17 protein-coding genes, 1 tRNA gene and 1 pseudogene are annotated in these 23,462 nt (G+C 73.3%); 2 read left to right on the forward strand and 17 right to left on the reverse strand.

Annotated features, from left to right (window positions below):
* Positions 1-4 precede the first annotated feature (4 nt).
* Positions 5-2,715, reverse strand: a pseudogene (polA, locus tag RBL05_RS02475) (DNA polymerase I).
* Positions 2,716-2,779: 64 nt separating this feature from the next.
* On the opposite strand from polA, the gene RBL05_RS02480 reads away from it, so the two are divergent.
* Positions 2,780-3,274, forward strand: coding sequence for a hotdog fold thioesterase (locus RBL05_RS02480; protein ID WP_308740701.1), 495 nt, complete (start codon positions 2,780-2,782; stop codon positions 3,272-3,274).
* Positions 3,275-3,301: 27 nt separating this feature from the next.
* Here RBL05_RS02480 and RBL05_RS02485 read toward each other — a convergent pair whose 3' ends face one another.
* Both RBL05_RS02485 and RBL05_RS02490 read right to left on the reverse strand, forming a co-directional pair.
* The gene (locus RBL05_RS02485) at positions 3,302-4,681 is read right to left on the reverse strand and encodes an ABC transporter substrate-binding protein (RefSeq protein ID WP_318604061.1); all 1,380 of its coding nucleotides are present in this window, start codon (positions 4,679-4,681) and stop codon (positions 3,302-3,304) included.
* A 67-nt stretch (positions 4,682-4,748) separates the two neighbouring features.
* The gene (locus RBL05_RS02490; RefSeq protein WP_040367239.1) at positions 4,749-5,396 is read right to left on the reverse strand and encodes an ANTAR domain-containing response regulator; all 648 of its coding nucleotides are present in this window, start codon (positions 5,394-5,396) and stop codon (positions 4,749-4,751) included.
* Between the two features lie 107 nt (positions 5,397-5,503).
* Here RBL05_RS02490 and RBL05_RS02495 point away from each other — a divergent pair.
* A tRNA-Leu gene (locus tag RBL05_RS02495) sits at positions 5,504-5,586 on the forward strand.
* Positions 5,587-5,687: 101 nt separating this feature from the next.
* Here the strand turns inward: RBL05_RS02495 and pyk are convergent.
* The 14 genes from pyk to coaBC all read right to left on the reverse strand — a co-directional run bounded on the left by pyk (position 5,688) and on the right by coaBC (position 23,437).
* A complete protein-coding gene (gene pyk / locus RBL05_RS02500) occupies positions 5,688-7,151 on the reverse strand; it encodes a pyruvate kinase (RefSeq protein WP_308740699.1) in 1,464 nt (487 codons plus the stop codon).
* A 99-nt stretch (positions 7,152-7,250) separates the two neighbouring features.
* Positions 7,251-8,729, reverse strand: a complete 1,479-nt coding sequence (locus RBL05_RS02505) for a glutamate synthase subunit beta (protein ID WP_308740698.1) — start codon at positions 8,727-8,729, stop codon at positions 7,251-7,253.
* Positions 8,722-13,302: a glutamate synthase large subunit gene (gene gltB, locus RBL05_RS02510; protein ID WP_263309697.1), complete on the reverse strand. Its 4,581-nt coding sequence runs from the start codon at positions 13,300-13,302 to the stop codon at positions 8,722-8,724. Before gltB ends, RBL05_RS02505 begins: the two co-directional genes overlap by 8 nt.
* A 112-nt stretch (positions 13,303-13,414) precedes the next feature.
* The gene (gene lgt / locus RBL05_RS02515; protein ID WP_263309698.1) at positions 13,415-14,344 is read right to left on the reverse strand and encodes a prolipoprotein diacylglyceryl transferase; all 930 of its coding nucleotides are present in this window, start codon (positions 14,342-14,344) and stop codon (positions 13,415-13,417) included.
* A 39-nt stretch (positions 14,345-14,383) separates the two neighbouring features.
* Positions 14,384-15,211, reverse strand: coding sequence for a tryptophan synthase subunit alpha (gene trpA / locus RBL05_RS02520; protein WP_263309699.1), 828 nt, complete (start codon positions 15,209-15,211; stop codon positions 14,384-14,386).
* A complete protein-coding gene (trpB, locus tag RBL05_RS02525) occupies positions 15,208-16,533 on the reverse strand; it encodes a tryptophan synthase subunit beta (RefSeq protein ID WP_308740697.1) in 1,326 nt (441 codons plus the stop codon). Before trpB ends, trpA begins: the two co-directional genes overlap by 4 nt.
* Positions 16,530-17,363 (reverse strand): indole-3-glycerol phosphate synthase TrpC, encoded by an 834-nt coding sequence (gene trpC / locus RBL05_RS02530; protein ID WP_308740696.1) that lies wholly within the window; start codon positions 17,361-17,363, stop codon positions 16,530-16,532. The genes trpB and trpC overlap by 4 nt, the downstream gene beginning before the upstream one ends.
* Positions 17,364-17,425: 62 nt before the next feature.
* Complete coding sequence (locus tag RBL05_RS02535) at positions 17,426-17,893, reverse strand: DUF2752 domain-containing protein (RefSeq protein WP_308740695.1); 468 nt, start codon at positions 17,891-17,893, stop codon at positions 17,426-17,428.
* The gene (locus RBL05_RS02540; protein ID WP_263309703.1) at positions 17,890-18,195 is read right to left on the reverse strand and encodes an HGxxPAAW family protein; all 306 of its coding nucleotides are present in this window, start codon (positions 18,193-18,195) and stop codon (positions 17,890-17,892) included. Before RBL05_RS02540 ends, RBL05_RS02535 begins: the two co-directional genes overlap by 4 nt.
* Positions 18,196-18,287: 92 nt before the next feature.
* Entirely contained in the window at positions 18,288-18,971 is a 684-nt protein-coding gene (locus RBL05_RS02545; protein ID WP_308740694.1) for a Trp biosynthesis-associated membrane protein, read from the reverse strand.
* On the reverse strand, positions 18,968-20,548 hold the full coding sequence (locus RBL05_RS02550) for an anthranilate synthase component I (RefSeq protein ID WP_308740693.1): 1,581 nt from the start codon (positions 20,546-20,548) through the stop codon (positions 18,968-18,970). Before RBL05_RS02550 ends, RBL05_RS02545 begins: the two co-directional genes overlap by 4 nt.
* The gene (gene hisI, locus RBL05_RS02555; protein ID WP_318604062.1) at positions 20,545-20,961 is read right to left on the reverse strand and encodes a phosphoribosyl-AMP cyclohydrolase; all 417 of its coding nucleotides are present in this window, start codon (positions 20,959-20,961) and stop codon (positions 20,545-20,547) included. The genes RBL05_RS02550 and hisI overlap by 4 nt, the downstream gene beginning before the upstream one ends.
* Positions 20,958-22,166, reverse strand: coding sequence for a methionine adenosyltransferase (gene metK / locus RBL05_RS02560; protein WP_263309707.1), 1,209 nt, complete (start codon positions 22,164-22,166; stop codon positions 20,958-20,960). Before metK ends, hisI begins: the two co-directional genes overlap by 4 nt.
* 5 nt (positions 22,167-22,171) lie before the next feature.
* Entirely contained in the window at positions 22,172-23,437 is a 1,266-nt protein-coding gene (coaBC, locus tag RBL05_RS02565; protein ID WP_263309708.1) for a bifunctional phosphopantothenoylcysteine decarboxylase/phosphopantothenate--cysteine ligase CoaBC, read from the reverse strand.
* Positions 23,438-23,462: the final 25 nt, after the last annotated feature.

Below are 23,462 nucleotides of genomic sequence, written 5' to 3' on the forward strand. Positions count from 1 at the left end.
GTCCTCAGTGGGCCGCCTCGCGCCAGGTGCGTCCCACCCCGATGCCGACCTCGAGCGGGACCGAGAGCTCGTAGGCCGAGTCCATGCCGTCCTCGACGATCTCCCGCACCTGCTCGACCTCGCCGGGGGCGACCTCGAGCACGAGCTCGTCATGGACCTGGAGCAGCATGCGCGAGCGCAGCCCCGCCTCGCGCATCCGCTCCTCGACGGCGAGCATCGCGAGCTTGATGAGGTCCGCGGCGCTGCCCTGGATCGGGGAGTTCAGCGCGACCCGCTCGGCGTTCTCGCGGCGCTGCCGGTTGTCGCTGGTGAGGTCCGGGAGGTAGCGGCGCCGGCCGAGGATCGTCTCGGTGTAGCCGGTCTCCCGGGCCTTCTCGACGCTGCGGTGGAGGTAGTCGCGCACCCCGCCGAAGCGCTCGAAGTAGCCGTCGCGCAGCGCGGTCGCCTCCGCGCGGGAGATCCGCAGCTGGCGGGAGAGGCCGAAGGCGGAGAGCCCGTAGGCGAGGCCGTAGCTGACCGCCTTGGTCTTGGAGCGCATGGCCGGATCGACCGCGTCGGGGCTCACGCCGAATACGCGCGAGGCGACGAAGTTGTGGAGGTCCTCCCCGGAGCGGAAGGCCTCGATCAGCCCCTCGTCCTCCGAGAGGTGGGCCATGATGCGCATCTCGATCTGCGAGTAGTCCGCGGTCATCAGCGACTCGAAGCCCTCGCCCGCGACGAAGACGTCGCGGATCCGCTGACCCTCGGAGGTGCGCACGGGGATGTTCTGCAGGTTCGGCTCGGTCGAGGCGAGCCGGCCCGTCGCGGCGGCGGTCTGCTGGAAGGTGGTGTGGACGCGGGAGCCGGTGTCCATCTCCTTGTCCAGGCCCACGAGATAGCCGGTCAGCTTGCTCATCTCGCGGAAGCGCAGCAGCCAGGAGAGGAAGCGGTGGCCGGCGGAGTCCGGGTCGAGCGACTCCATCAGATCGGTGAGGGACTCGGCGTCGGTGGAGTGGCCGGAGGAGATCTTGCGCGTGGTGGGCAGGGCGAGGGTCTCGAAGAGCACCACCTGCAGCTGCTTCGGGGAGGCGAGGTTGACCTCCTCCCCCACGATCTCGCCGGCCTCGCGCCTGGCCTGGGCGACGAAGCCCTCGAACTCCTCGCGCAGGGACTGCAGAGCGGCGTGGTCGATCGCGATGCCGCGGGAGTGCATCGTCTCGAGCACCCGCTGGAGGGGGCGCTCGAGGTCGTCGAGGATGCTCCCGCCCAGGGGGCGGCCTCGATCCGGGCCGCGAGCTCCGCGGCGGCGGGGTGCAGGGCGGAGACGGCGCTCGCGAGGCGGTCCTCGGCCCGGGCGATGTGCTCGGCGCGGGTCTCCGCGCTCTCCTTCTTCAGGGTCGACTCGGCGGGCTTGCGCGGCTTCGGCTCGAAGCTCGCGCCCGCGAGATCCGCGGCGAGGGCCTCGGTGTCGTAGCTGCGGGCGCCGGGGCGCAGCACGAAGGACTCCAGCGCCAGGTCGCGCACCCCGTCCCCGAGGCGGTAGCCGTTCTCCGCCAGGCGCTCGCGCAGGGCGGGGACGTCCGCGATCCGCAGCTCCCGGGAGCCCTCGAGGGCCGCGCCGAGCAGCTCGGAGGCCTCGGAGTCCAGGGCGCCGAGCGCGGCGGCGCCGGCCTGCTCCGGGGTCGCCAGGCCCAGCAGCGCCCCGCCGCGCACGTCCTCGACGAGGTCGAGGGAGAGCGGGGCGTCCTCCTCGCCGAGCAGGGAGGCGAGGGAGGCGGCATCGCGCAGGCGCAGCACGTCGGCCGCGGGCTCGGGGGCCGCCTCCTCGGCCACGTCCTCGCCCAGCAGCGCGGCGGGAAGGTCGCGGCGGATCGTGTCGCCGAAGGCGAGGTCGTCGAACACCTCGAGCACGCGGGCGCGGTCCCCGCCGCCGAGGGCGTAGTGCCCGGGGTCCTCGGGCAGCTCGAGGGTGGTGAAGGCGGCGTTCATCAGCCGGTTGCGCCTGACGTCCTCGATGTGGTCGCGCAGGGACTGGCCGGCCTTGCCCTTGATCTCCTCGGCGTGCGCGAGCACGCCGTCGAGCCCGTCGTACTGCACGATCCACTTCGCGGCGGTCTTCGGGCCGACGCCGGGGACGCCGGGGAGGTTGTCCGCCGCCTCGCCGACGAGCGCGGCGAGGTCCGGATAGCGCTCCGGCGGGATCCCGTACTTCTCCTCGACGGCGGCGGGGGTCATGCGGCGCATCTCGGTGACGCCCTTGACGGGCTGGAGCAGGGTGACCTTCTCCCCCACCAGCTGGATGGCGTCGCGGTCGCTCGAGACGATCAGCGCCTCGTGGCCCTGCTCCTCCGCGCGCGTGGCGAGGGTGGCGATGATGTCGTCGGCCTCGTAGTCCTCGTAGGTCAGCCAGCGCACACCGAGCGCGTCCAGCACCTGCTGGATCAGGCCGATCTGGCCGTGGAAGGCCTGCGGGGTCTCGTCGCGGCCGCCCTTGTACTGGTCGTAGATGCGGTCGCGGAAGGTCCCGCCGGGCAGGTCGAAGGCCACCGCGAGATGGGTGGGCCGCTCGGAGGCGACGACGTTGATGATCATGCGGGTGAAGCCGTAGACGGCGTTGGTGGCCTGGCCGCGGCCATCGCTGAAGCCGTCCGCAGGCAGGGCGAAGAAGGCCCGGAACGCCATCGCGTGGCCGTCGATCAGAAGGAGGCGCTGGTCATCGGTGTCGCTCGCACTCATGAGGAGCAGTCTCCCATGTCGCGATCACCTCCGCGCACCCGGGGGGCTGTGGCAGTCTCGGGGCATGTCCGATCAGCGCGTCCGCCCCGCAGACCCCGCCACCGCCCCCGTCGGCGCGACCGAGGGGGCGCCGGCGCTCCTGGACGCGCGGCTCGCCGCCCAGCTCGAGGCGTCCTTCGCCGGGACGCTCGTGGAGCGGCTGGGCATGGAGGTGCTGACCCTCTCCCCGAGCGGCGGCACGATGCGGATGCCGGTCGCGGGCAGCACCCAGCCGGCCGGGCTGCTGCACGGCGGGGCAACGATCGCGCTGGCCGAGTCGATCGCCTCGGTCGCGGCGCTGCTGCGCGCCCGCGAGGTGCACGGCGAGGGGGCCCAAGCGGTGGGCACCTCTGTCTCCGCCCTGCACCATCGCTCGGCGCGCGAGGGCTGGGTCACCGCGACGTGCACCCCGCGCCATCTCGGTCGTCAGGTCGCGAGCTACCTGGTGGACGTCCACGACGAGGCCGGGACCCTGCTGAGCACGATCACGGTCGCGACGCAGCTGCTGCCTCCGCGCTGAGCGGCGCCGTCGCCGCCCGGGCGCGCCTCACTCGGGCGCCTCGAAGCCTCCGGCGGTGCCGGGCTGCATCACGTTCGCCTCGTTCCAGGTGTACTCCCGCAGCTGGCCGACGCGGGCGTCCGACTGCCCGCCGAGCTCGACCTTCCCCATCCGGCCGACGTAGGCGACGGTGGCCTTCTCCCCCGCCTCCAGCGCCGTGGTCATCACCCGGCGGCACTCCTCGAAGTCGGTGCACTCCTCGCTGCCGGTGAGGACGGCGTTCAGGGCCGCGGCGAGGGCGGTGCCCTCGACCGAGAGGGCGTGCTGCGCCGCGAGGCACAGCATCACCAGCGCGTCGTAGCCGTGCTGCGAGTAGGCGTAGCCGCGCCGCAGGAACTCGGGATCGCGGTTGAGCATCATGTTCTCGTGGTCGACGGTGATCTCGCCGCCCGGCTCGTAGCCGGTCACGGCGGTCAGCGACTCGGGGGCGAGGTCCTTCGCGACCGGCTCCTGCGAGTAGTCGATCGTCGCCGCCGGCGAGATCCGCCGTGGGAACTCGATCCTGGGCCGCTTGCCCTCGTCCAGGGTCGCGGTGTGCAGGGCGGAGAGGAACGGGGCGAGCTCCGCCCCGCCGTTGGCGACCAGCAGCGCGGGCGGGGACTCGAGGACCGCCTTCACCCGGGCGCCGATGTCACCGATCTTCCCGACCTCGTAGAACTGCTGGCTGACGACCCGGCCGCTGGAGGGGTTCAGCACCTGCGTCATCTCGTTCAGCAGGCTGCGTCCCTGGAGCGTGTCCTCGGAGAGATAGGCGACGGTGCCGGCGGGTCCGGACTTCTCCCCTCCCCCGCCGCCGAGGGCCTCCTCGGCGTAGCGGGCCGCCATCACGCGGTCGTTGGGGGCGAGGCGGATCAGCAGGTTCGAGGTCTTCACCTCGGCCGCGCGGACGCCCATCCCGGAGGTGAGCACGTCGAGGATCGCCAGCTGCGCCTCGACCAGCGCGGGCATCGCCGCGATCAGGGACCCCTCGTCGATCGAGGTGATCACGCAGGTGGCGCCGGCATCGGCCATCTCGGCGATGACCGGGGCGAGGTCCTCGCCGGGCGCCTCCATGACGTGGCGCTCCAGGAGCACGACCTCGTGGCCGAACAGGCCCTCCCAGCGGGCGTTGACGTCGATCCTCGCCTCGTCGATCGAGACCGCGATCGCCTCCTCGAACCTCGCCATCCGGCCGTAGGAGGCGCCGATCTGCCCGATCACGAGCGGCTGGTCTGGCTCCTCGAGGTCACCCGCGGTGGGCTCGGTGGTGGTGGGGCGACGGCGCCTCCCGCGGCCGATCCCGCCGCCCTGGCTGCAGCCGCTCAGCGCCCCGGCGCCGAGCACACCGGCCCCCAGTCCGCGCACGAGCGTGCGTCGCGTGATGCCCATGTGCTCGGTGTCCCCCTCCGCAGGACCGGCGCGCCCCCGCGCGCCGGTCGATGGTGCCTGCCGGCCCTCAGTCCTTGCCCTGGCCGCCGAGCTGGTCGACGACCGCCTCGGCGACCTCGCGCATGGTCAGTCGACGGTCCATGGAGGTCTTCTGGATCCAGCGGAAGGCCTCCGGCTCGGACAGGCCCATGTTGGTCTGCAGCAGGCCCTTGGCGCGGTCCACGCGCTTGCGGGTCTCGAAGCGCTCGCCCAGGTCCGCGATCTCGGACTCGAGCTGCACGATCTGCTGGTGGCGGGAGATCGCGATCTCCACGGCCGGCAGGAGGTCCGCCGGGGTGAAGGGCTTGACGACGTAGGCCATCGCGCCGGCGTCGCGGGCCCGCTCGACCAGCTCTGACTGCGAGAAGGCGGTGAGCATCACGACGGGGGCGAGGTTCTCCTCGCCGATCTTCTCGGCGGCGGTGACGCCGTCGGTCTGGGGCATCTTCACGTCGAGGATCACGACGTCGGGGCGCAGCTCCCGGGTCTTCTCGATGGCGCTCTCGCCGTCGCCGACGGCGGCGATCACGTCGAAGCCCGCCTCGGTGAGCGTCTCCACGATGTCCATACGGATGAGGCTCTCGTCCTCGGCGACGACCGCGGTGCGGCGCGGTGCATCACCCGCGGCGGCGGTGTCCTGGGCGTCGTCGGGAAGTTCGGTGAAGTCGTCAGTCATGTCGCCCTGTGTCTGGTCGGGGCCGGCGCCCGGGTGCTCTGCACCCGACGGCGGTGGCCGGTGGTCATCAGCGGTATCCTAGTCCAGCCCTCGGCACCCGAGGGCAGGCCGGGTTGGCGGAACGGTAGACGCGGCGCACTCAAAATGCGCTGTCCGCAAGGGCGTGCGGGTTCGAGTCCCGCACCCGGCACGCACGGGACGGCGCCCGCGGCCATCGGCCGCGGGCGCCGTCCCCGGTCCGGGGTCTCCCCGGGCCGGACGGGCCTTCGCCCGCTGGTCACTGCTCGGCGTTCACTGGCCGGTGGCGATGCGGTCGGCCTCGATGCGGGCCGACTCGGTGCCGTCGAGGTCGCCGATGCGGTGCACGCGCAGGGTGTTGGTCGAGCCGTGGACGCCGGGGGGCGAACCGGCCGCGATGATGACCAGGTCGTTCTTCTGCAGCCCCTTCTGCTCGCGCAGGAGCTCGTCGACGACGGTGACCATCTCGTCGGTGTCCTTCTGCATGGGCACCAGATGCGCCTCCACGCCCCAGGTGAGGGACAGCTGGCGAGCGACCTCGGGGTACGGGGTCATCGCCAGGAGCGGGATGGTGGGGCGCAGCCGCGAGAGGCGGCGCGCGGTGTCGCCGGACTCGGTGAAGGTCACCAGGTACTGCGCCGAGAGCTGGTCGCCGATCTCCGAGGCCGCGCGGGTGATCGCACCGCCGCGGGTGTGCGGGATGGTGCCCAGCGGCAGGATGCGGTCGGCGCCGTTCTCCTCGGTGTTCGTGACGATGCGCGCCATGGTGCGCACGGTCTCGAAGGGGTACTTTCCCACACTGGTCTCGCCCGAGAGCATGACCGCGTCGGCGCCGTCGAGGATGGCGTTGGCGCAGTCGGAGGCCTCGGCGCGGGTGGGGCGCGGGTTCTCGATCATCGACTCGAGCACCTGGGTGGCCACGATCACGGGCTTCGCGTTGCGGCGGGCCAGCTCGATCGCGCGCTTCTGCACGAGCGGGACCTGCTCGAGCGGGAGCTCCACGCCGAGGTCGCCGCGGGCGACCATGATGCCGTCGAAGGCGCCGACGATCGAGCGCAGCGCGCGCACGGCCTGCGGCTTCTCGATCTTCGCGATGACCGGGACGCGGCGCCCCTCCTCCTGCATGATGCGGAGCACGTCGTCCATGTCGTGGGCGTCGCGCACGAAGGACAGGGCGATCAGGTCCGCGCCCAGGGCGAGGCCCCAGCGGAGGTCCGCGATGTCCTTCTCGCTCATGGCGGGGACGGAGACGGCCACGCCGGGCAGGTTGATGCCCTTGTGGTTGGAGACGGGTCCGGGGACCTCCACGACGGTGGTCACGTCGGTCTCGGTGACGTCGGTGACGCGCACGGAGACCTTGCCGTCGTCGATGAGGAGCACGTCGCCGGGGCGGCAGTCGCCCGGCAGGCCCTTGAACGTCGTCGAGACGCGCTCCTTCGTGCCGACGATGTCGTCGGTGGTGATCGTGAAGGTGTCGCCGATCTCGAGGATGTGGGGGCCGTCCGCGAAGCTGCCCAGTCGGATCTTCGGGCCCTGCAGGTCGACGAGCACGGCGACGTTCTTGCCGAGGTCGTCGGAGGCCTTGCGGATGTTGGCGTAGACCTGCTCGTGGTCCTCGTGAGTGCCGTGGCTGAGATTCATCCGCGCCACGTTCATCCCGGCTTCGATCAGCGTCCGGATCTGCTCGTAGGTGTTGGTCGCGGGACCAAGGGTGCAGACGATCTTCGCTTTGCGCATGTCAACCCATCTGTAGTTCGAGTGAAGGGCCGCGGCCCGCAGGACAGCGCGCGAGCGCCGTGACAGGGCCGCGGCGTCGCGTGTACTCCGCCTAGTCTTTCACACTGTGACAGGCTTCTCGCCGGGGCGCACGGGGCGCGGGAGGGAACTGGTGCCCATCAGGTGCTCGTCGACCGCCGCCGCGCAGGAGCGGCCCTCTGCGATCGCCCACACGATGAGGCTCTGGCCTCGGGCGCAGTCGCCCGCGGTGAAGACGCCGGGCGCCGAAGTGGCCCAGGAGCCGTCGTGCACGACGGTGCCGCGTGAGGTCATCTCCACACCGAGCTGCTCGAGCAGCCCCTGCTCCTTCGCGCCGGTGAAGCCCATCGCGATCAGCACCAGGGTGGCGGGCAGCACGGTCTCGGTGCCGGGGGTGGGGGTGCGGCGACCGTCGACGAACTGCGTCCGGGCCACGCGCAGGCCCGTCACGGCGCCGTCCGCGTCGACCTCGAATCCGGTGGTGGAGGCGAGATAGGAGCGTGCGCCGCCCTCCTCGTGGGCGGTGGAGACCTCGAAGAGCACCGGGTGGGTGGGCCAGGGCTGGGACTCGTCCCGCTCGCTGGGCGGCTGGGTGCCGATGGCGAGGGTCGTCACCGAGCGGGCGCCCTGGCGCAGCGCGGTGCCGAGGCAGTCGGCCCCGGTGTCGCCGCCGCCGATGATCACCACGTCCTTGCCCTCGGCGGAGATCCGCTCCCCCAGCCAGTCGCCCTCGACGAGGCGGTTCGCCTGGGTGAGGTAGTCCATGGCGGGGTGGATCCCGGCGGCCTCCCGGCCGGGGACGGCCAGCTCGCGCGGCACGCTCGCGCCGGTCGCGAGCACGACCGCGTCGAAGCGGGTGCGCAGCTCCTCGACGGACAGCGCACCCTCGCCGGTCCCGCCGACGTCGACGCCGGTGCGGAAGCGGGTGCCCTCCTCACGCATCTGGGCGAGGCGACGGTCGACGTGTCGCTTCTCGAGCTTGAACTCGGGGATGCCGTAGCGCAGCAGACCGCCGAGGCGGTCGTCCTTCTCGAGCACGACCACGGCGTGGCCGGCGCGGGTGAGCTGCTGGGCGGCGGCGAGGCCCGCCGGCCCGGAGCCGACGACCGCGACGGAGCGGCCGGTGTGCCGGGTCGCGGGGACCGGGCGCACCCAGCCCTCCTCGAAGGCGCGGTCGATGATCGAGACCTCGACGTTCTTGATCGTCACCGGCGGCTGGTTGATGCCCAGCACGCAGCTGGACTCGCAGGGGGCGGGGCAGGCGCGGCCGGTGAACTCGGGGAAGTTGTTGGTCGCGTGGAGGCGCTCGGCGGCCTCCTCCCAGTCGTCGCGGTAGACCAGGTCGTTCCACTCCGGGATCAGATTGCCCAGCGGGCAGCCCTGGTGGCAGAAGGGGATGCCGCAGTTCATGCAGCGCCCGGCCTGGCGGGAGACCACCGAGAGGGTGCCCTTCTCGCGGGCCTCGTAGACCTCGCGCCAGTCCATCAGGCGCACCGGGACCGGGCGGCGGGCGGGCAGCTCGCGGTCGCGGGTGCGCAGGAATCCTCGGGGATCAGCCATGGGTGGCCTCCATGATCTCGTTCCAGACATCGTTCGCATCGGGGTCGAGCCCCTGGGCCACCGCGTCGTCCCGGATCGCGGTGATGGTGAGGAAGGCGCGGGGCGCGATCTCCGTGAGGCGCCCCATCAGCTCCTCCTCGTCGGCCAGCAGCGCGGCCGCCCGGTCGGAGCCGGTGCGGGCCAGGTGGTCGCGCAGCGCCTCGAGGACGAAGCCGCGGTGCTCCTCGCGCACAGGGGCGACGGAGAAGCCCCGGGCGTCGGCCGGGTTCAGGCAGGAGGGGTCGAGGTCCAGGACGAACAGGGTGCCGCCGCTCATGCCGGCGCCGAGGTTGCGGCCGGTCGGGCCGAGCACGATCACGGCGCCTCCGGTCATGTACTCGGCGCCGTGGTCGCCGATCCCCTCGACCACCAGGGTCGCGCCGGAGTTGCGCACCCCGAACCGCTCCCCCGCGGCGCCCGCCAGCAGCAGGCGGCCGCTGGTGGCGCCGTAGGCGCAGGTGTTGCCCGCGATCGGGGCGGAGGTCAGCGAGGGCCCGGTGCCGGCGCCGTGGCCGACGGCGATCACGCCGCCCGAGAGCCCCTTGCCGACGTAGTCGTTCGCATCGCCGGTGAGGTGCATGCTCACGCCGCGCGGGAGGAACGCCCCGAAGGACTGTCCGCCGGTGCCGGTCAGCTCGAGCACGATCGCGTCGTCGGGAAGGCCCGCGCCGTCGGTGCGGCGGGTGACCTCGTGGCCGAGCAGGGTGCCCGCGCTGCGGTCGATGTTCCGCACCTGCCCGGGGATCCGGACCGTGCCCGCGCGGGCATCGATCACCTCCTCGGCCGCAGCGATCCAGGGATGGTCCGGGGCCTTCTCCAGGCCGTGGTCCTGGCCGCGGCGGCGGCGCGGGAAGTCGCCGGGGTGGATCTCGGGCGCGGCGAGCACGGCGGCGAGGTCGAGGCCCTCGCGCTTCGCCTCGCCGAGCGCGGTGAGCGCCCGCTGGTCCTCGCGCAGGGCGAGGAGGTCGGTGCGTCCGATCGCCTCGTCCAGGGAGCGCAGCCCGAGCGCGGCGAGGTGCTCGCGCACCTGCTCGGCGACGAACTGGAAGAAGGTCACCACGTGCTCGGCCCGGCCCGCGTAGCGGGCGCGCAGCTCCGGGTTCTGGGTGGCGACGCCGACGGGGCAGGTGTCCAGGTGGCAGACGCGCATCATGACGCAGCCGGTGACGACCAGCGGCGCGGAGGCGAAGCCGTACTCCTCGGCCCCGAGCAGCGCCGCGATCACCACGTCGCGGCCCGTCTTCATCTGCCCGTCGACCTGGACGGTGATCCGGTCGCGCAGCCCGTTCAGCAGCAGGGTCTGCTGGGTCTCGGCGAGGCCGAGCTCCCAGGGGGTGCCGGCGTGCTTGAGGGAGTTCAGCGGGCTCGCGCCGGTGCCGCCGTCGTGCCCGGAGATCAGCACGACGTCCGCATGGGCCTTCGACACGCCGGTGGCGACCGTGCCGACCCCGAAGCGGGAGACGAGCTTGACGTGCACGCGCGCGGCCGGGTTCGCGCTCTTCGCGTCGTGGATCAGCTGGGCGAGGTCCTCGATCGAGTAGATGTCGTGGTGCGGGGGCGGGGAGATCAGACCGATGCCGGGGGTCGAGTGGCGGGTCCGGGCGATCCAGGGGTAGACCTTCTCGGGCGGGAGCTGTCCGCCCTCGCCGGGCTTCGCGCCCTGCGCCATCTTGATCTGGATGTCGCGTGCGAAGGTCAGGTACTCGCTGGTCACGCCGAAGCGGCCGGAGGCGATCTGCTTGATGGCGCTGCGCCGCTCGGGGTCGTGCAGGCGCTCGGGGTCCTCGCCGCCCTCGCCGCTGTTGGACATGCCGCCCAGGCGGTTCATGGCGATCGCGAGGGTCTCGTGGGCCTCCTGGGAGATGGAGCCGTAGCTCATCGCACCGGTCATGAAGCGTCGCGTGATCGACTCGACCGGCTCGACCTCCTCCAGCGGGATCGCGGGCGAGTCGTCGGTGCGCAGGCGCAGCAGCCCGCGGATCGTCAGCAGCCGCTCGTGCTGCTCGTCGACCGCGTCGGTGTAGGCGCGGAACTCGTCGTACTTCCTCGCGCGGGTGGAGTGCTGCAGGCGGAACACCGACTCGGGGGTGAACAGGTGCGGCTCGCCCTCGCGGCGCCACTGGTACTCGCCGCCGACGGGCAGGCCGCGGTGGGGCGGGTGCACGCCGTCGACCGGATGGGCCAGGGCGTGACGGGCGGCGATCTCCTCGGCGATGACCTCGAGGTCGATGCCGCCGATGCGGCTGATGGTGCCGGGGAACCAGGTGTCCACCAGCTCCTGGCTGAGGCCCACGGCCTCGAAGATCTGGGCGCCGCGGTAGGAGGCGACCGTGGAGATGCCCATCTTGGACATGATCTTCAGGACACCCTTGGACAGCGACTTGGCGAGGTTCGCGACGGCCTGCTCGGGGCTGAGGTCGCTGACCACCCCGCGCTCGACGAGCTCCTCGACGCTCTCCATCGCGAGATAGGGGTTGACCGCGCTGGCGCCGTAGCCGATGAGGAGCGCCGCATGGTGCACCTCGCGCACGTCCCCGGCCTCGACCACGAGCGCGGCGGAGGTGCGTCGGCCTGTGCGCACCAGGTGGTGCTGGACGGCGCTGGTCATCAGCAGCGAGGGGATCGGGGCGAGGACCTGGTTGGTGTCGCGGTCGGAGAGGACCAGGAAGGTCGCGCCGTCATCGATCGCGGCGACGGCCTCCTCGCAGATCTCCTCGAGCCGTGCGCGCAGCGCGGCGGTGCCGCCGGCGACCGGGTAGAGGCCGCGCAGCCGCACGGTGTGGAAGTCGGCCGTGGCGGGGTGGGCATCGACCGCGAGCAGCTGCGCGAGCTGGTCGCTGTCCAGCACCGGAGCGTCCAGCGACAGCTGCCGGGCATGCTGCGGGGTCGCGTCCAGGAGGTTCCGGGACCGGCCGATGCTCACCCCGAGCGAGGTGACGATCTCCTCGCGCAGCGAGTCCAGCGGCGGGTTGGTGACCTGCGCGAACATCTGCGTGAAGTAGTCGAACAGCAGCCGGGGTCGGTCCGAGAGCACCGCGATGGGGGTGTCGGTGCCCATGGCGCCGAGCGGCTCGGCGCCCTTGGCGGCCATCGGGGCGAGCAGCACCCGCAGCTCCTCCTCCGTGTACCCGAAGGTCTGCTGGCGGCGCAGCACGGAGGAGCGGGAGTGGGTGATGTGCTCGCGCCGGGGCAGGTCACCGAGCGCGACCTTCTGCTCCTTCACCCAGGTGGCGTAGGGGCGGGCGGTGGCGATCTCGTGCTTGAGCTCGTCGCTGGGCACGATCTCGCCCGCCTCGAGGTCGAGCAGGAAGATCTCGCCGGGGGCGATGCGGCCGGTGCGCACCACCTCGGAGCGGGGGACGTCCACGACGCCCGTCTCGGAACCGAGGATCACCAGGTCGTCCTCCATCACCCAGTAGCGCAGCGGACGCAGGCCGTTGCGGTCCAGGCGCGCGCCGACCTGCGTGCCGTCGGAGAAGACGACGGCCGCGGGCCCGTCCCAGGGCTCCTGGAGCGCGGCGTGGAACTCGTAGAAGGCCCGCAGGTCCGGGTCCATCGACTCGTCGTTCTCCCACGGCTCGGGCACCAGCATCATCAGCGCGTGGGGCAGGGAGCGGCCGGAGAGGTGCAGCAGCTCGGCGACCTCGTCGAGGCCCGCGGAGTCCGAGCCGCCGGGTGTGGTGATCGGCAGCAGGCGGGAGAAGTCCTCGCCGAAGGCGTCGGTGGCCATCGATCCCTCGGCCGCCTGGACCCGGTTGCGGTTGCCGATCACCGTGTTGATCTCGCCGTTGTGGGCGAGGGTGCGGAAGGGGTGGGCGAGTGCCCAGGCCGGGAAGGTGTTGGTCGAGAAGCGCGAGTGGACGATCGCGAGGGCGGAGGCGAAGCGGGGGTCGCGCAGATCGGGGTAGAACTCGTCGAGCTGGACGGGGGTGAGCATCCCCTTGTACACCATCACCCGGGTCGAGAGGGAGGGGAAGTAGCCCCCGGTGGCGTGCTCGACGCGGCGGCGAGTGGCGAAGACGGCCCGCTCGAGCTCGAGGCCGGTGCGCTCGGCGCGGGCGTCGGCGAGGAAGACCTGCACGAAGTCGGGGCGGACCTTCTCGGCCGAGGGGCCGACGAGCCCGTCGGTCACGGGCACCTCGCGGGTGCCGAGCAGTCGCAGGCCCTCCTCGGCGGCGACGCGCTCGAGGGTCTCGAGCACGGCGGCGCGGCCGTCGGCCTCGCGGGGCACGAAGGCGATGCCGGCGGCGTACTGCCCCAGCGGCGGCAGATCCAGACCGCTGACCTCACGGAGGAAGGCGTCGGGCAGCTGGACCATGATCCCGGTGCCGTCACCGGTGTTCTCCTCGGCTCCGACCGCGCCGCGGTGATCGAGGTTCCGCAGTGCCTCGAGGGCGTGCTGGACGATGCGGTGCTGGGGGGTGCCGCGGAGCGTCGCGATCATCGCGACGCCGCAGGAGTCGACCTCGCTGTCCGGCCGGTAGAGGCCCTGGGCGGCGGGGAGGGACGAGAAGCGGGAGGTGAGGGGGAGCATGACGCGGGAGCCCTTCTGGAGCGGCGGCCGGTGACGAGCTCGTCGAGGATCCGACGAGCGCCCCGGCCCCGGGCCGCCCTCCGCGCGCTTCGCGCCGTCCGGAGGAGGGGCCCTAGGGGCCGGGTGAGGGAGCGGGGCCGGGAGAGGGAGGCGTGCCCGACTTCTCGACCTCGTCCTCGTCGGGGCCGTTGCCCTCGGTCTGGGCGGGCAGGCTGAAGGAGCCGTCGGCGGCGACGACCTCTCCCCCGCGCTTCTGCTTGCGCAGGGTGAGCAGCACGAACATCCCCACCCCCACGAGCACCATCAGCAGGGCGACGAGGGTGTGGATGCGCAGCGGGCCGACCATCAGCACGGGCTCGGAGCGGATCGCGTCGATCCAGGCGCGGCCGGTGGAGTAGATCGCGACATAGGCCCAGAACACGCGGCCGCCCGCCCACTGGAAGCGGCGGCTGAGCAGCAGGAGCACGGCGAGGCCGGCGAGATTCCACAGCTGCTCGTACAGGAAGGTGGGGTGGTAGGTGCCCGGCACGCAGCCGGCGATCGTGGTCCCGTTCGTCTCGCAGGTCACGTCCCATGCCCACCAGGCGTCCAGCGGCGGGCCGTAGAGCTCCTGGTTGAACCAGTTGCCGAAGCGGCCCAGCACCTGGGCGAGCATGATGGTGGGGGCGATCGTGTCGGCCAGCGCGGTGAAGGAGACGCCCTTGAGCCGGGCCATGATCCACACCGCGAGGGCACCGCCGGCGACGCCGCCGTAGATCGCGAGCCCGCCCTGCCAGATGTACAGCACCGAGAGCGGGTCGCCCCCTGGCCCGAAGAAGGGCGCCGGGGAGGTCAGGACGTGCCAGACGCGGGAGCCGATGATCCCGGCGATCACCGCGACGAAGACGATGTCGAAGAGGGTGTCGCCGTCGCCGCCGCGGGCCTCCCACCGCTTCGTCGCCCACCACAGCGCCACGCCGATGCCGGCGAGGATGCACAGGGCGTAGAAGTGGATCGTGAGGGGGCCGAGGGAGAGGGCGGAGATGCTCGGGCTGGGGATCATCGCGTGCACTCCTCTCGGCTGTCGGTCCTGCGGGGCTGGTCAGGTGCGGGCGCGCTCGACGCCGCCGCGGAGATCCGCCGCGACGGCCGCGAGGGCCGTGCGGGCCGCCGCGTCGTCGCCCTCGTGCTCGATCAGGGCGCGCACGAAGGCGGAGCCGACGATCACTCCATCAGCGTACGCGCCGACCTGCGCGGCCTGCTCACCGTTCGAGACGCCCAGACCCACGCAGACGTTCCTCGCCCCGGCCGCCCGGGTGCGCTCGACGAGGCCCTCCGTGGCGGTGGAGACGCTGGCCCGGGTGCCGGTGACGCCCATGGTGCTCGCCGCGTACACGAATCCGCGCGTGTGCGAGACCACATGCTCGAGCCGGTCCCGCGGGGAGCTCGGTGCGACGAGGAACACACGGTCCACGCCGTGCTGCTCGGAGGCGGCGATCCAGTCGGCGCCCTCGTCGGGAATGAGGTCGGGGGTGATCAGCCCGGCGCCGCCGGCGGCGGCGAGGTCGCGGGCGAAGGCGTCGGGCCCGTAGGCGAGCACCGGGTTCCAGTAGCTCATCACCAGGATCGCGGCGCCGCGGCCGGAGAGCTGCTCGACGGCCTCCAGGACCTGCCGAGTGCGGGTGCCGCGCTCGAGCGCGGCGGAGGCGGCCTGCTGGATCACGGCCCCGTCCATGACGGGGTCGGAGTAGGGCAGGCCCAGCTCGATCATGTCCGCGCCGTGGTCGATGAGCACCTTCGCGGCCTCGATCGAGCCCTCGAGGTCGGGATATCCGACGGGCAGGTAGCCGATCAGCGCGGCGCGGTCCTCGGCGCGTGCGCGGTCCAGGACGTCGCCGGCGCGCAGGCGGCGGGTGTCGGCGGCGGTCATCGGGCCTCCTCCTGGTCGGCGGGTGCTGCGGTGCGGGCGAGATCGCGCAGGACGGCGAGGTCGGCGCGCGCGGGATCGTCGCCCACCAGCCCGAACCAGCGCGAGGCGGTGTCCACGTCCTTGTCCCCGCGTCCGGAGAGGCTCACCAGGATCACGGCGTCCTCCCCGAGCTCGCGTCCCAGCTCGAGCGCGCCGGCGAGGGCGTGGGCGGACTCGATCGCGGGCATGATCCCCTCGGTCATGGACAGCAGCGCGAAGGCCTCCATGGCGGGGCCGTCGTCGATCGCGCGGTACTCGGCGCGGCCGATGTCGGCGAGCCAGGCGTGCTCGGGGCCGACGCTGGGGTAGTCCAGTCCGGCGGAGACGGAGTGCGAGGGGATGGTCTGGCCGTCCTCGTCCTGCATGACGAAGCTGCGCGCGCCGTGGAGCACACCGGCGGAGCCGCCGGTGATGGTCGCCGAGTGGCGGCCGGACGCGACGCCGTCGCCGCCGGCCTCGCAGCCGACGAGGCGCACGAGCGGATCGGTGTCGTCGAGGAAGGCGTGGAAGATGCCCATCGCGTTGGAGCCGCCGCCGACGCAGGCGACGACCGCGTCGGGCAGTCGGCCCACGCGCTCGAGGGTCTGGGCGCGGGCCTCCTCGCCGATGATGCGGTGGAAGTCGCGCACCATGGCGGGGAACGGGTGGGGTCCCGCGACGGTGCCCAGCAGGTAGTGGGTGGTCTCCACGTTCGCGACCCAGTCGCGGAAGGCCTCGTTGATCGCGTCCTTGAGGGTGCGGGAGCCCTGCTTGACGGCGACCACCTCGGCGCCGAGCAGGCGCATGCGGGCGACGTTGAGGGCCTGGCGCTCGGTGTCCTCGGCGCCCATGTAGATCGTGCAGTCGAGCCCGAACAGGGCCGCGGCGGTCGCGGTGGCGACGCCGTGCTGGCCCGCGCCGGTCTCGGCGATCACGCGGGTCTTGCCCATGCGTCGGGTCAGCAGCGCCTGGCCGAGCACGTTGTTGATCTTGTGCGAGCCGGTGTGGTTGAGGTCCTCGCGCTTGAGGAGGATCCGCGCGCCGCCTGCGAGGGCCGAGAAGCGCGGCGCCTCGGACAGCAGCGAGGGACGCCCGGTGTACTCGGCGGCCAGACGCCGCAGCTCCTCGGTGAACTCCGGGTCGACGATCGCCTTCTCGTAGGTCTCGGTGAGCTCGTCGAGGGCGGGCACGAGCGCCTCCGGCAGGAAGCGCCCGCCGAAGTCGCCGAAGTAGGGCCCGGCCTCGGAGCGCAGCGCCGTCGAGGGTCGGGTGAGGTCGGGCAGCACGGGGTCGGGGGTGCTCATGCCTGGGCTCCTTCCGGGAGGGGGCGGCCGCGGCGGGCGACGCTGCGGAACGAGGAGACGGCGCCGGCGGGGTCCCCGGAGGTCACCAGGGCCTCACCGACCAGGACGGCGTCCGCACCGGCGGCGGCGTAGGCCTCGACGTCGGCGCGGGCGGCGACCGCGGACTCGCCGATGGCGAGGGGGCCGGCGGGGATACGGCGCAGCAGGGCCGCGGCACGGTCCAGGTCGACGGTGAGGTCCTTGAGGTTGCGGGCGTTGACGCCGAGGAGCTGCGGGTCCAGGGCGAGGGCCCGCTCGAGCTCCTCCTCCGTATGGGTCTCGACCAGCGCCTGCATGCCCAGCTCGCCGGTGAGGGCGTACAGCTCCTGCAGCGGACCGTCCTCGAGCGCGGCGACGATCAGCAGCACGATGTCCGCCCCGTGGGCGCGGGCCTCGTGCACCTGGTACGGCTCGACGAAGAAGTCCTTGCGCAGCACCGGCACGTCGACCCGCTCGCGGACGGCGTCGAGGTCGGCGAGGGAGCCGCGGAACCGGCGCTGCTCGGTGAGGACGCTGATCGCGGAGGCTCCGGAGTCCGCGTAGGTGCCGGCGAGCTCGGCCGGCTCGGGGATCTCCGCCAGGGCGCCCTTGGAGGGGCTGGCGCGCTTGACCTCGGCGATCAGACCCATGGTGGTGCCGTCGCCGGCCAGTCGGGCGCGGGCGTCGAGGGCGGGGGCGGCGGCCTGAGCGCGCGCCTCGATCTGGGCGTCCGGCACGGCGCGACGCCGGGGGGCGAGATCCTCGCGGACGCCGACGATGATGTCGTCGAGAACGGTTCCGGTGGTGGTCACTCGATCCTCCTGAAGCGGGTGGGGCGGCGTCGCGCACGAGGCTGCGGTCCGCGGGGCGGGGCTCAGCCGCCGACGTACGAGATCGGTGCCAGGAACCAGAAGGCGGGGAGGTTCCGCAGCACCGTGAAGACCAGCACGACGCCGGTGAGCGCGAGCACCGTCGTGCGGGAGGGCGTCAGCTCGGTGGTGAGGCCCCGCGCCCGGCGCAGCGTCCACACCCCCATGCCGATCGCGGTCAGCGGGATCGCGAGGATGATCAGCAGGTTGCTGCGCAGGGCCAGCAGCAGGTCACCGGCGAGCAGGGAGTGCACGGCGCGGAGCGCTCCGCAGCCGGGGCACTCGATGCCCGTGAGGTGGTTGACGATGCACAGCGGCACATGGGCGCGGAACGGGTCGAAGATCAGCTGCACCCCGACCGCGAGCGCCAGTGCGGCGCCCATGATGCCGAGCGGCAGCAGGAGCCGGTGCGCACCGCGCGCGGGTCCTCCCGCGCCGAGCTGCTCGTCCCGCTCCTGCGCCGCGAGGGTCACCGGGCGCCGGCCTCGGCGGGGGCCTCGTCGGGACGGGTCTCGGCGACGGCGACGGCCTCGGCGACCGGGTGGCCGTACTTCTTGGGCTGGCCGAGGCCGGCCTTGGACATCACGACGCCGGCCAGGATCGCGAGCACGACGATCGCGGCGCCGACCCAGATCAGCACCGTCATCTCGGGGAGGATGAGGCCCGCGGCGATCGGGACGGAGCCGATCACGATGCCCATGTTCATCGTCCACGCCGCGACGGTCTTCCCCTCGTTGTGATGGGGCGGCGGCGGCACGGTGTAGGTCTTCGACATGATCCTTCTCCAGTCTGGGTCCCGGTCGGGGCCATTGTGCCACGTCATGCCGTCGGACGACGGCATCGTCCGCGGCATGCTGCGCGAGGCGGTCAGCGCTGCGGGGGCGTCCCGGCGCCGTCGGTCCCGGGAGCGTCGGCGGGGTCCGTCCCCGCGCGCGGCGCGTCCTCGTCCTCGTCGGGGCCGGCGAGGCTCGGGTCCTCGCCGCGGGTGAGGGCGTCCCAGGCGGCGGCGGGGTCCTCGGCGGGGTCGGCGGCGGTGGTGACGGCGGCGCTGCGGTAGCGACTGCCGACGGGCCAGGAACCGCCTGCGAGCAGCACGATCACGCCGGTGGCGATCACGGCGAGGGCCGGGACGAGGGCGATCAGCGGCCAGCTGGTCGCGTCCGCGGCGACCTCCGCGCCGACCACCCCGGTGGACTCGGCGACGGCGGAGCCGGCCGCCGCAGCGGGGTCGCGCAGCAGGGTGAGGGAGGCGAGTCCCGCGCCGAGCCCGGCGGCGATCAGGACCGGCCCCGTGAGGAAGCGCACCCAGCGGCTCGAGAGCGAGGTCGCCAGCGCCGCGGCGAGGGCCGCGAGGGCGAGGGCGAGCACCGCCGGGGCGGCGTCCGCGCCGCCCACCGCGACGTCCTGCGCCGTGCCGGCGAGGTCGGGGGCGGTGGCCTGCACCCAGGTGGCGCGCGTGGTGCCGGCCAGGGCGCCCGCGGCGACGAGGCCGCCGAGGACGGCGGAGCGGCGCGAGGGCCCGGTGCGGCGCGGTCGCTGCTCGGCGCTCATGCGGGGCGGAGGGTGTCGGCGGAGGCGGCGGCGCGCAGCGCGGCGGCGGCCTTGGCCTGGGTCTCGCGGTGCTCCATGGTCGCGTCGGAGTCGGCGACCACTCCCCCGCCGGCCTGCACGTGCGCGGTGCCGTCCTTGATCACGGCGGTGCGGATCGCGATCGCCATGTCCATGTCGCCGGCGAAGTCGAAGTAGCCGACCGTCCCGCCGTAGACGCCGCGGCGCACGGGCTCGAGCCGGTCGATGATCCGCATCGCGGAGGGCTTCGGGGCGCCGGAGAGGGTGCCGGCCGGGAAGGTGGCGCGCAGCGCGTCGTAGGCCGCGGCGTCCTCGCGCAGGGTGCCGGTGACGGTGGAGACGATGTGCTGGATGTGGCTGAACCGCTCGATGTGCATGAAGTCCCGCACCACCACGGTACCGGGAGCGCAGAACTTCTGCAGGTCGTTGCGGGCGAGGTCCACGAGCATGAGGTGCTCGGAGCGCTCCTTCGGGTCGGCCAGCAGCTCGGCCGCCAGGTGCTCGTCCTCCTCGGGGCTCGCGCCGCGGGGGCGGGAGCCGGCGATCGGGTGGGTCGTCGCGGTGGTGCCGCGGACGGTCACGAGCGACTCGGGGCTCGCGCCGACCACGTCGATCGGCTCGCCGTCGGCGTCCTCGGTGCGCAGCAGGTACATGTAGGGGCTGGGGTTCATGCGGCGCAGCACCCGGTAGACGTCCAGCGGGTCCGCCGCGATCGGCAGGGAGAAGCGCTGCGAGGGGACGACCTGGAAGATCTCCCCGTCGACGATGTCGCGCACCGCCTCGTGGACCGCGGCCTCGTACTCGCGCTGGGCGGTGCGGGCCTTGGGCTCGAGCTCGCTGACGGTGTCGTAGACGGTCGGTCCGCCGACCGCGGGGGTGCGCAGCCGCTGACGGAGCGTCTCGAGGCGGGCGAGGGCGTCGTCGTAGGCGGCGTCCACGCCGTCGTCGGTGGCGTTGAGGTTCAGGGCGTTGGCGACCAGGACGACGGTCGAGTCGTGGGCGTCGTGGACGACGACGTCCTGGGCCAGCAGCATCGAGAGGTCCGGCAGACCGATCTCGTCCGGCGGCGCCTCGGGCAGCTTCTCCCAGTGGCGCACCGCGTCGTAGGCGACGTAGCCGACGAGCCCGCCGGAGAACGGCGGCAGATGCTGCTGGCGGGCGGCGCGGAACGCGGAGGTCACGGCCGCGAGGGCCTCGACGGGGCTGCCGGAGGTGGGCACCCCAGCGGGGACGTCGCCGCGCCAGTGCGCGGCGCCGTCCCGCTCGGTGAGCACCGCACGGGCGCGGGTGCCGATGATCGAGTACCGGGAGGCCTCGCCCTCCCCGGCGGATTCCAGCAGGAAGGTGCCGCGGGTGCCGCCGTCGGCGGTGAGCCGGCGGTAGAGCGAGACGGGGGTGTCCTCGTCGGCCAGCAGCCGCACCGAGACGGGCACGACCCGCTGGCGTGCGGCGAGCTCGCGGAAGGTCTCGCGGTCCGGGGTGATCTCGCCCAGCGCGATGCCCTCGCGGCCGCCGATGCGCTCGGGATAGGCCTCGGGGCGGGCGTCCTCGACGGTCACAGGGAACGCTCCTTCTCGGTCAGCACGACGGCGTCCAGGTCGCCGCCGTCGAAGCAGGTGTCCGTGCCGCGGTGGCAGGCGGCCCCGACCTGGTCCACCTGCACCAGCAGGGTGTCGCCGTCGCAGTCCAGCGCGACGGAGCGCACGAACTGGACGTGGCCGGAGGTGTCGCCCTTGCGCCAGTACTCGCCGCGGGAGCGGGACCAGTAGGTCGCCCGGCCCGTGGTGAGCGTGCGCCGCAGCGCCTCGTCGTCCATCCAGCCGACCATGAGCACGCGCTGGTCGCTCGCGTCCTGCACGACGGCGGTGAGCAGGCCGGTGCCGTCGTGCTTGAGCCGGGCGGTGAGGGCGGGGTCCAGCGTCGGGGCGGTGCGGCCCGCGCCGGGGGCGCCGGAGGTGTCGGGGGCGGTCACAGGGCGCGCTCCAGCTCCTCGGCGCGGTCGCGGCGCTCCCAGGTGAACTCGGGCAGCTCCCGGCCGAAGTGGCCGTGCACGGAGGTGAGGGAGTAGATCGGGCGCAGCAGGTCCAGCGCCTCGATCAGCGCGGCGGGGCGGAGGTCGAAGACCTTGCGCACGGCGGCGGCGATCCGGTGCGCGGGCGCCTTCCCGGTGCCGAAGGTCTCGACGTACAGGCCCACCGGCTCGGCGACGCCGATCGCGTAGGCGACCTGCACCTCGCAGCGGTCGGCGAGGCCGGCGGCGACGATGTTCTTGGCGACCCAGCGCATGGCGTAGGCGCCGGAGCGGTCGACCTTGCTGGGGTCCTTGCCGGAGAAGGCGCCGCCGCCGTGGCGGGCCATCCCGCCGTAGGTGTCGACGATGATCTTGCGGCCGGTCAGGCCCGCATCGCCCTTGGGCCCGCCGAGCACGAAGCGGCCGGAGGGGTTGATGTGGGTGACGACCTCGGAGACGTCCAGGCCCTGCGCGGCGAGGTCCTCGAGGACCGGGGCGATGACGACCCTGGAGATCGCGGGCGCGAGCTGGGCGTCCAGGTCGACCTCCTCGCTGTGCTGCGTGGAGACGACGACGGCCTCGACGCTGCGGGCCACGCCGTCCTCGTCGTAGCCGATGGAGACCTGGGTCTTGCCGTCGGGGCGGAGGTAGGGCAGCACGCCGTCGCGGCGGGCGGTGGAGAGGTTCTGGGTGAGGCGGTGGGCGGCGTGGATCGGCAGCGGCATCAGCTCGGGGGTGTCGTTGCAGGCGTAGCCGAACATGAGCCCCTGGTCGCCGGCGCCGAGACGCGCGAAGGCCTCGGCCGAGACGTCGCCTCTCGCCTCGAAGGAGGTGTCCACCCCCTGGGCGATGTCCGGGGACTGCGCGCCGATCGAGACCTCGACGCCGCAGGAGTCCGCGTCGAAGCCCTTCTCGGAGGAGTCGTAGCCGATCTCGCGGATCACGTCGCGCACGATGTGGGAGACGTCGCTGTAGCCGGTCGTGCGGACCTCGCCGGCGACGTGCACGAGCCCGGTGGTGACCATGGTCTCCACGGCGACGCGGGCGCCGGTGTCCTGGCTCAGCATGTCGTCGAGGATCGCGTCGGAGATCTGGTCGCAGATCTTGTCGGGATGCCCCTCGGTGACCGATTCGGACGTGAAGGTGCGCAGCTCGCTGGTGGTCATGGGGATCAGGGTACTTCCGGGAGACGACCGACGAGCTCGTCGAGCACGGCGTGGGCGACGAGGGTCTTGCTGCCCGCGGCGCGGGCGACCTCCTCGCCATCGCGGTCCAGGATCCGCACCTCGTTGTCCGCGGCGCCGAACACCCCGGCGCTGACGTCGTTGAAGACCAGCAGGTCGGCGCCCTTGCGGCGCGCCTTCTGCCGGGCGAGGTCCAGGGCTGCGGCGCCGTCCCCGCCGGTCTCGGCGGCGAAGCCCACTATCGCGGGGCGCGCGGCCCCGCCGCGGGAGACGACGCTTTTACGCAGGATGTCCTGGGTGCGGGCCAGGGCGAGGGTCGGCACGGAGTCCGGGGCGGACTCGTCCTTCTTGATCTTCTGGTCCGCGCGGCCCGCGGAGGTGAAGTCCGCCACGGCGGCGGCCATGACGAGCGCGTCGACCTCCCCGAGCCGGGCGGCGACGAGCTCGGCGAGCTCGGCGGCGCTGACCACGTCGAGGCGGTCCGCGCCGGGCGGGGTCTCGAGCGCGACGTTCGCGGCGGCCAGGCGCACCCGCGCGCCGCGCACGAGGGCCGCATGGGCGAGCGCCCAGCCCTGTCGGCCGGAGGAGTGGTTGGCGAGGAAGCGGACGGGGTCGAGCTCCTCGCGGGTGCCGCCGGCAGTGATCAGCAGCTCGCGGCCGACGAGATCGCGCAGCGCTCCCCCGCGATCGTCGCGCGGCGCGGCGATCGCGGCGCGGGCGGCGTCGAGGATCGCCTCGGGCTCGGGAAGGCGGCCCGGTCCGGAGTCGGGGCCGGTCAGGCGGCCGACGGCGGGCTCGAGCACGGTCACGCCCCGCTCGCGCAGCACGGCGACGTTCTCGCGGGTGGAGGGGTGCTCCCACATCTCGGTGTGCATGGCGGGGGCGACCACCACGGGCCCGCGGGTCACCAGCAGCGAGGCGGTGAGCATGTCGTCGGCGCGGCCCATCCGCATCCGCGCCAGCAGGTCCGCGGTGGCGGGGGCGATGACGGTGAGATCGGCCTGCTGGCCGTGCCGCACATGGGCGACCTCGTCGACGTCCTCGAAGACGGAGGTGAGCACCGGGTGGTGGCTGAGCGCCTCCCAGGTCGCCCCGCCCACGAACTCGAGCGAGGCGGGGGTGGGGACCACCCGCACCTCGGCCCCTTCACCGACAAGACCGCGCACCAGGTGCGCGGTCTTGTAGGCGGCGATCCCGCCGCCGACGCCCACGAGGACGCGGGCTCCGGCGAGCGTGCGCGGCTGGCTGCTCATGCCTGCTCCGTGCGACGACCGGCGA

The organism is Brachybacterium sp. GU-2 (assembly GCF_030866705.2).
Classification (GTDB): Bacteria; Actinomycetota; Actinomycetes; order Actinomycetales; family Dermabacteraceae; genus Brachybacterium; species Brachybacterium conglomeratum.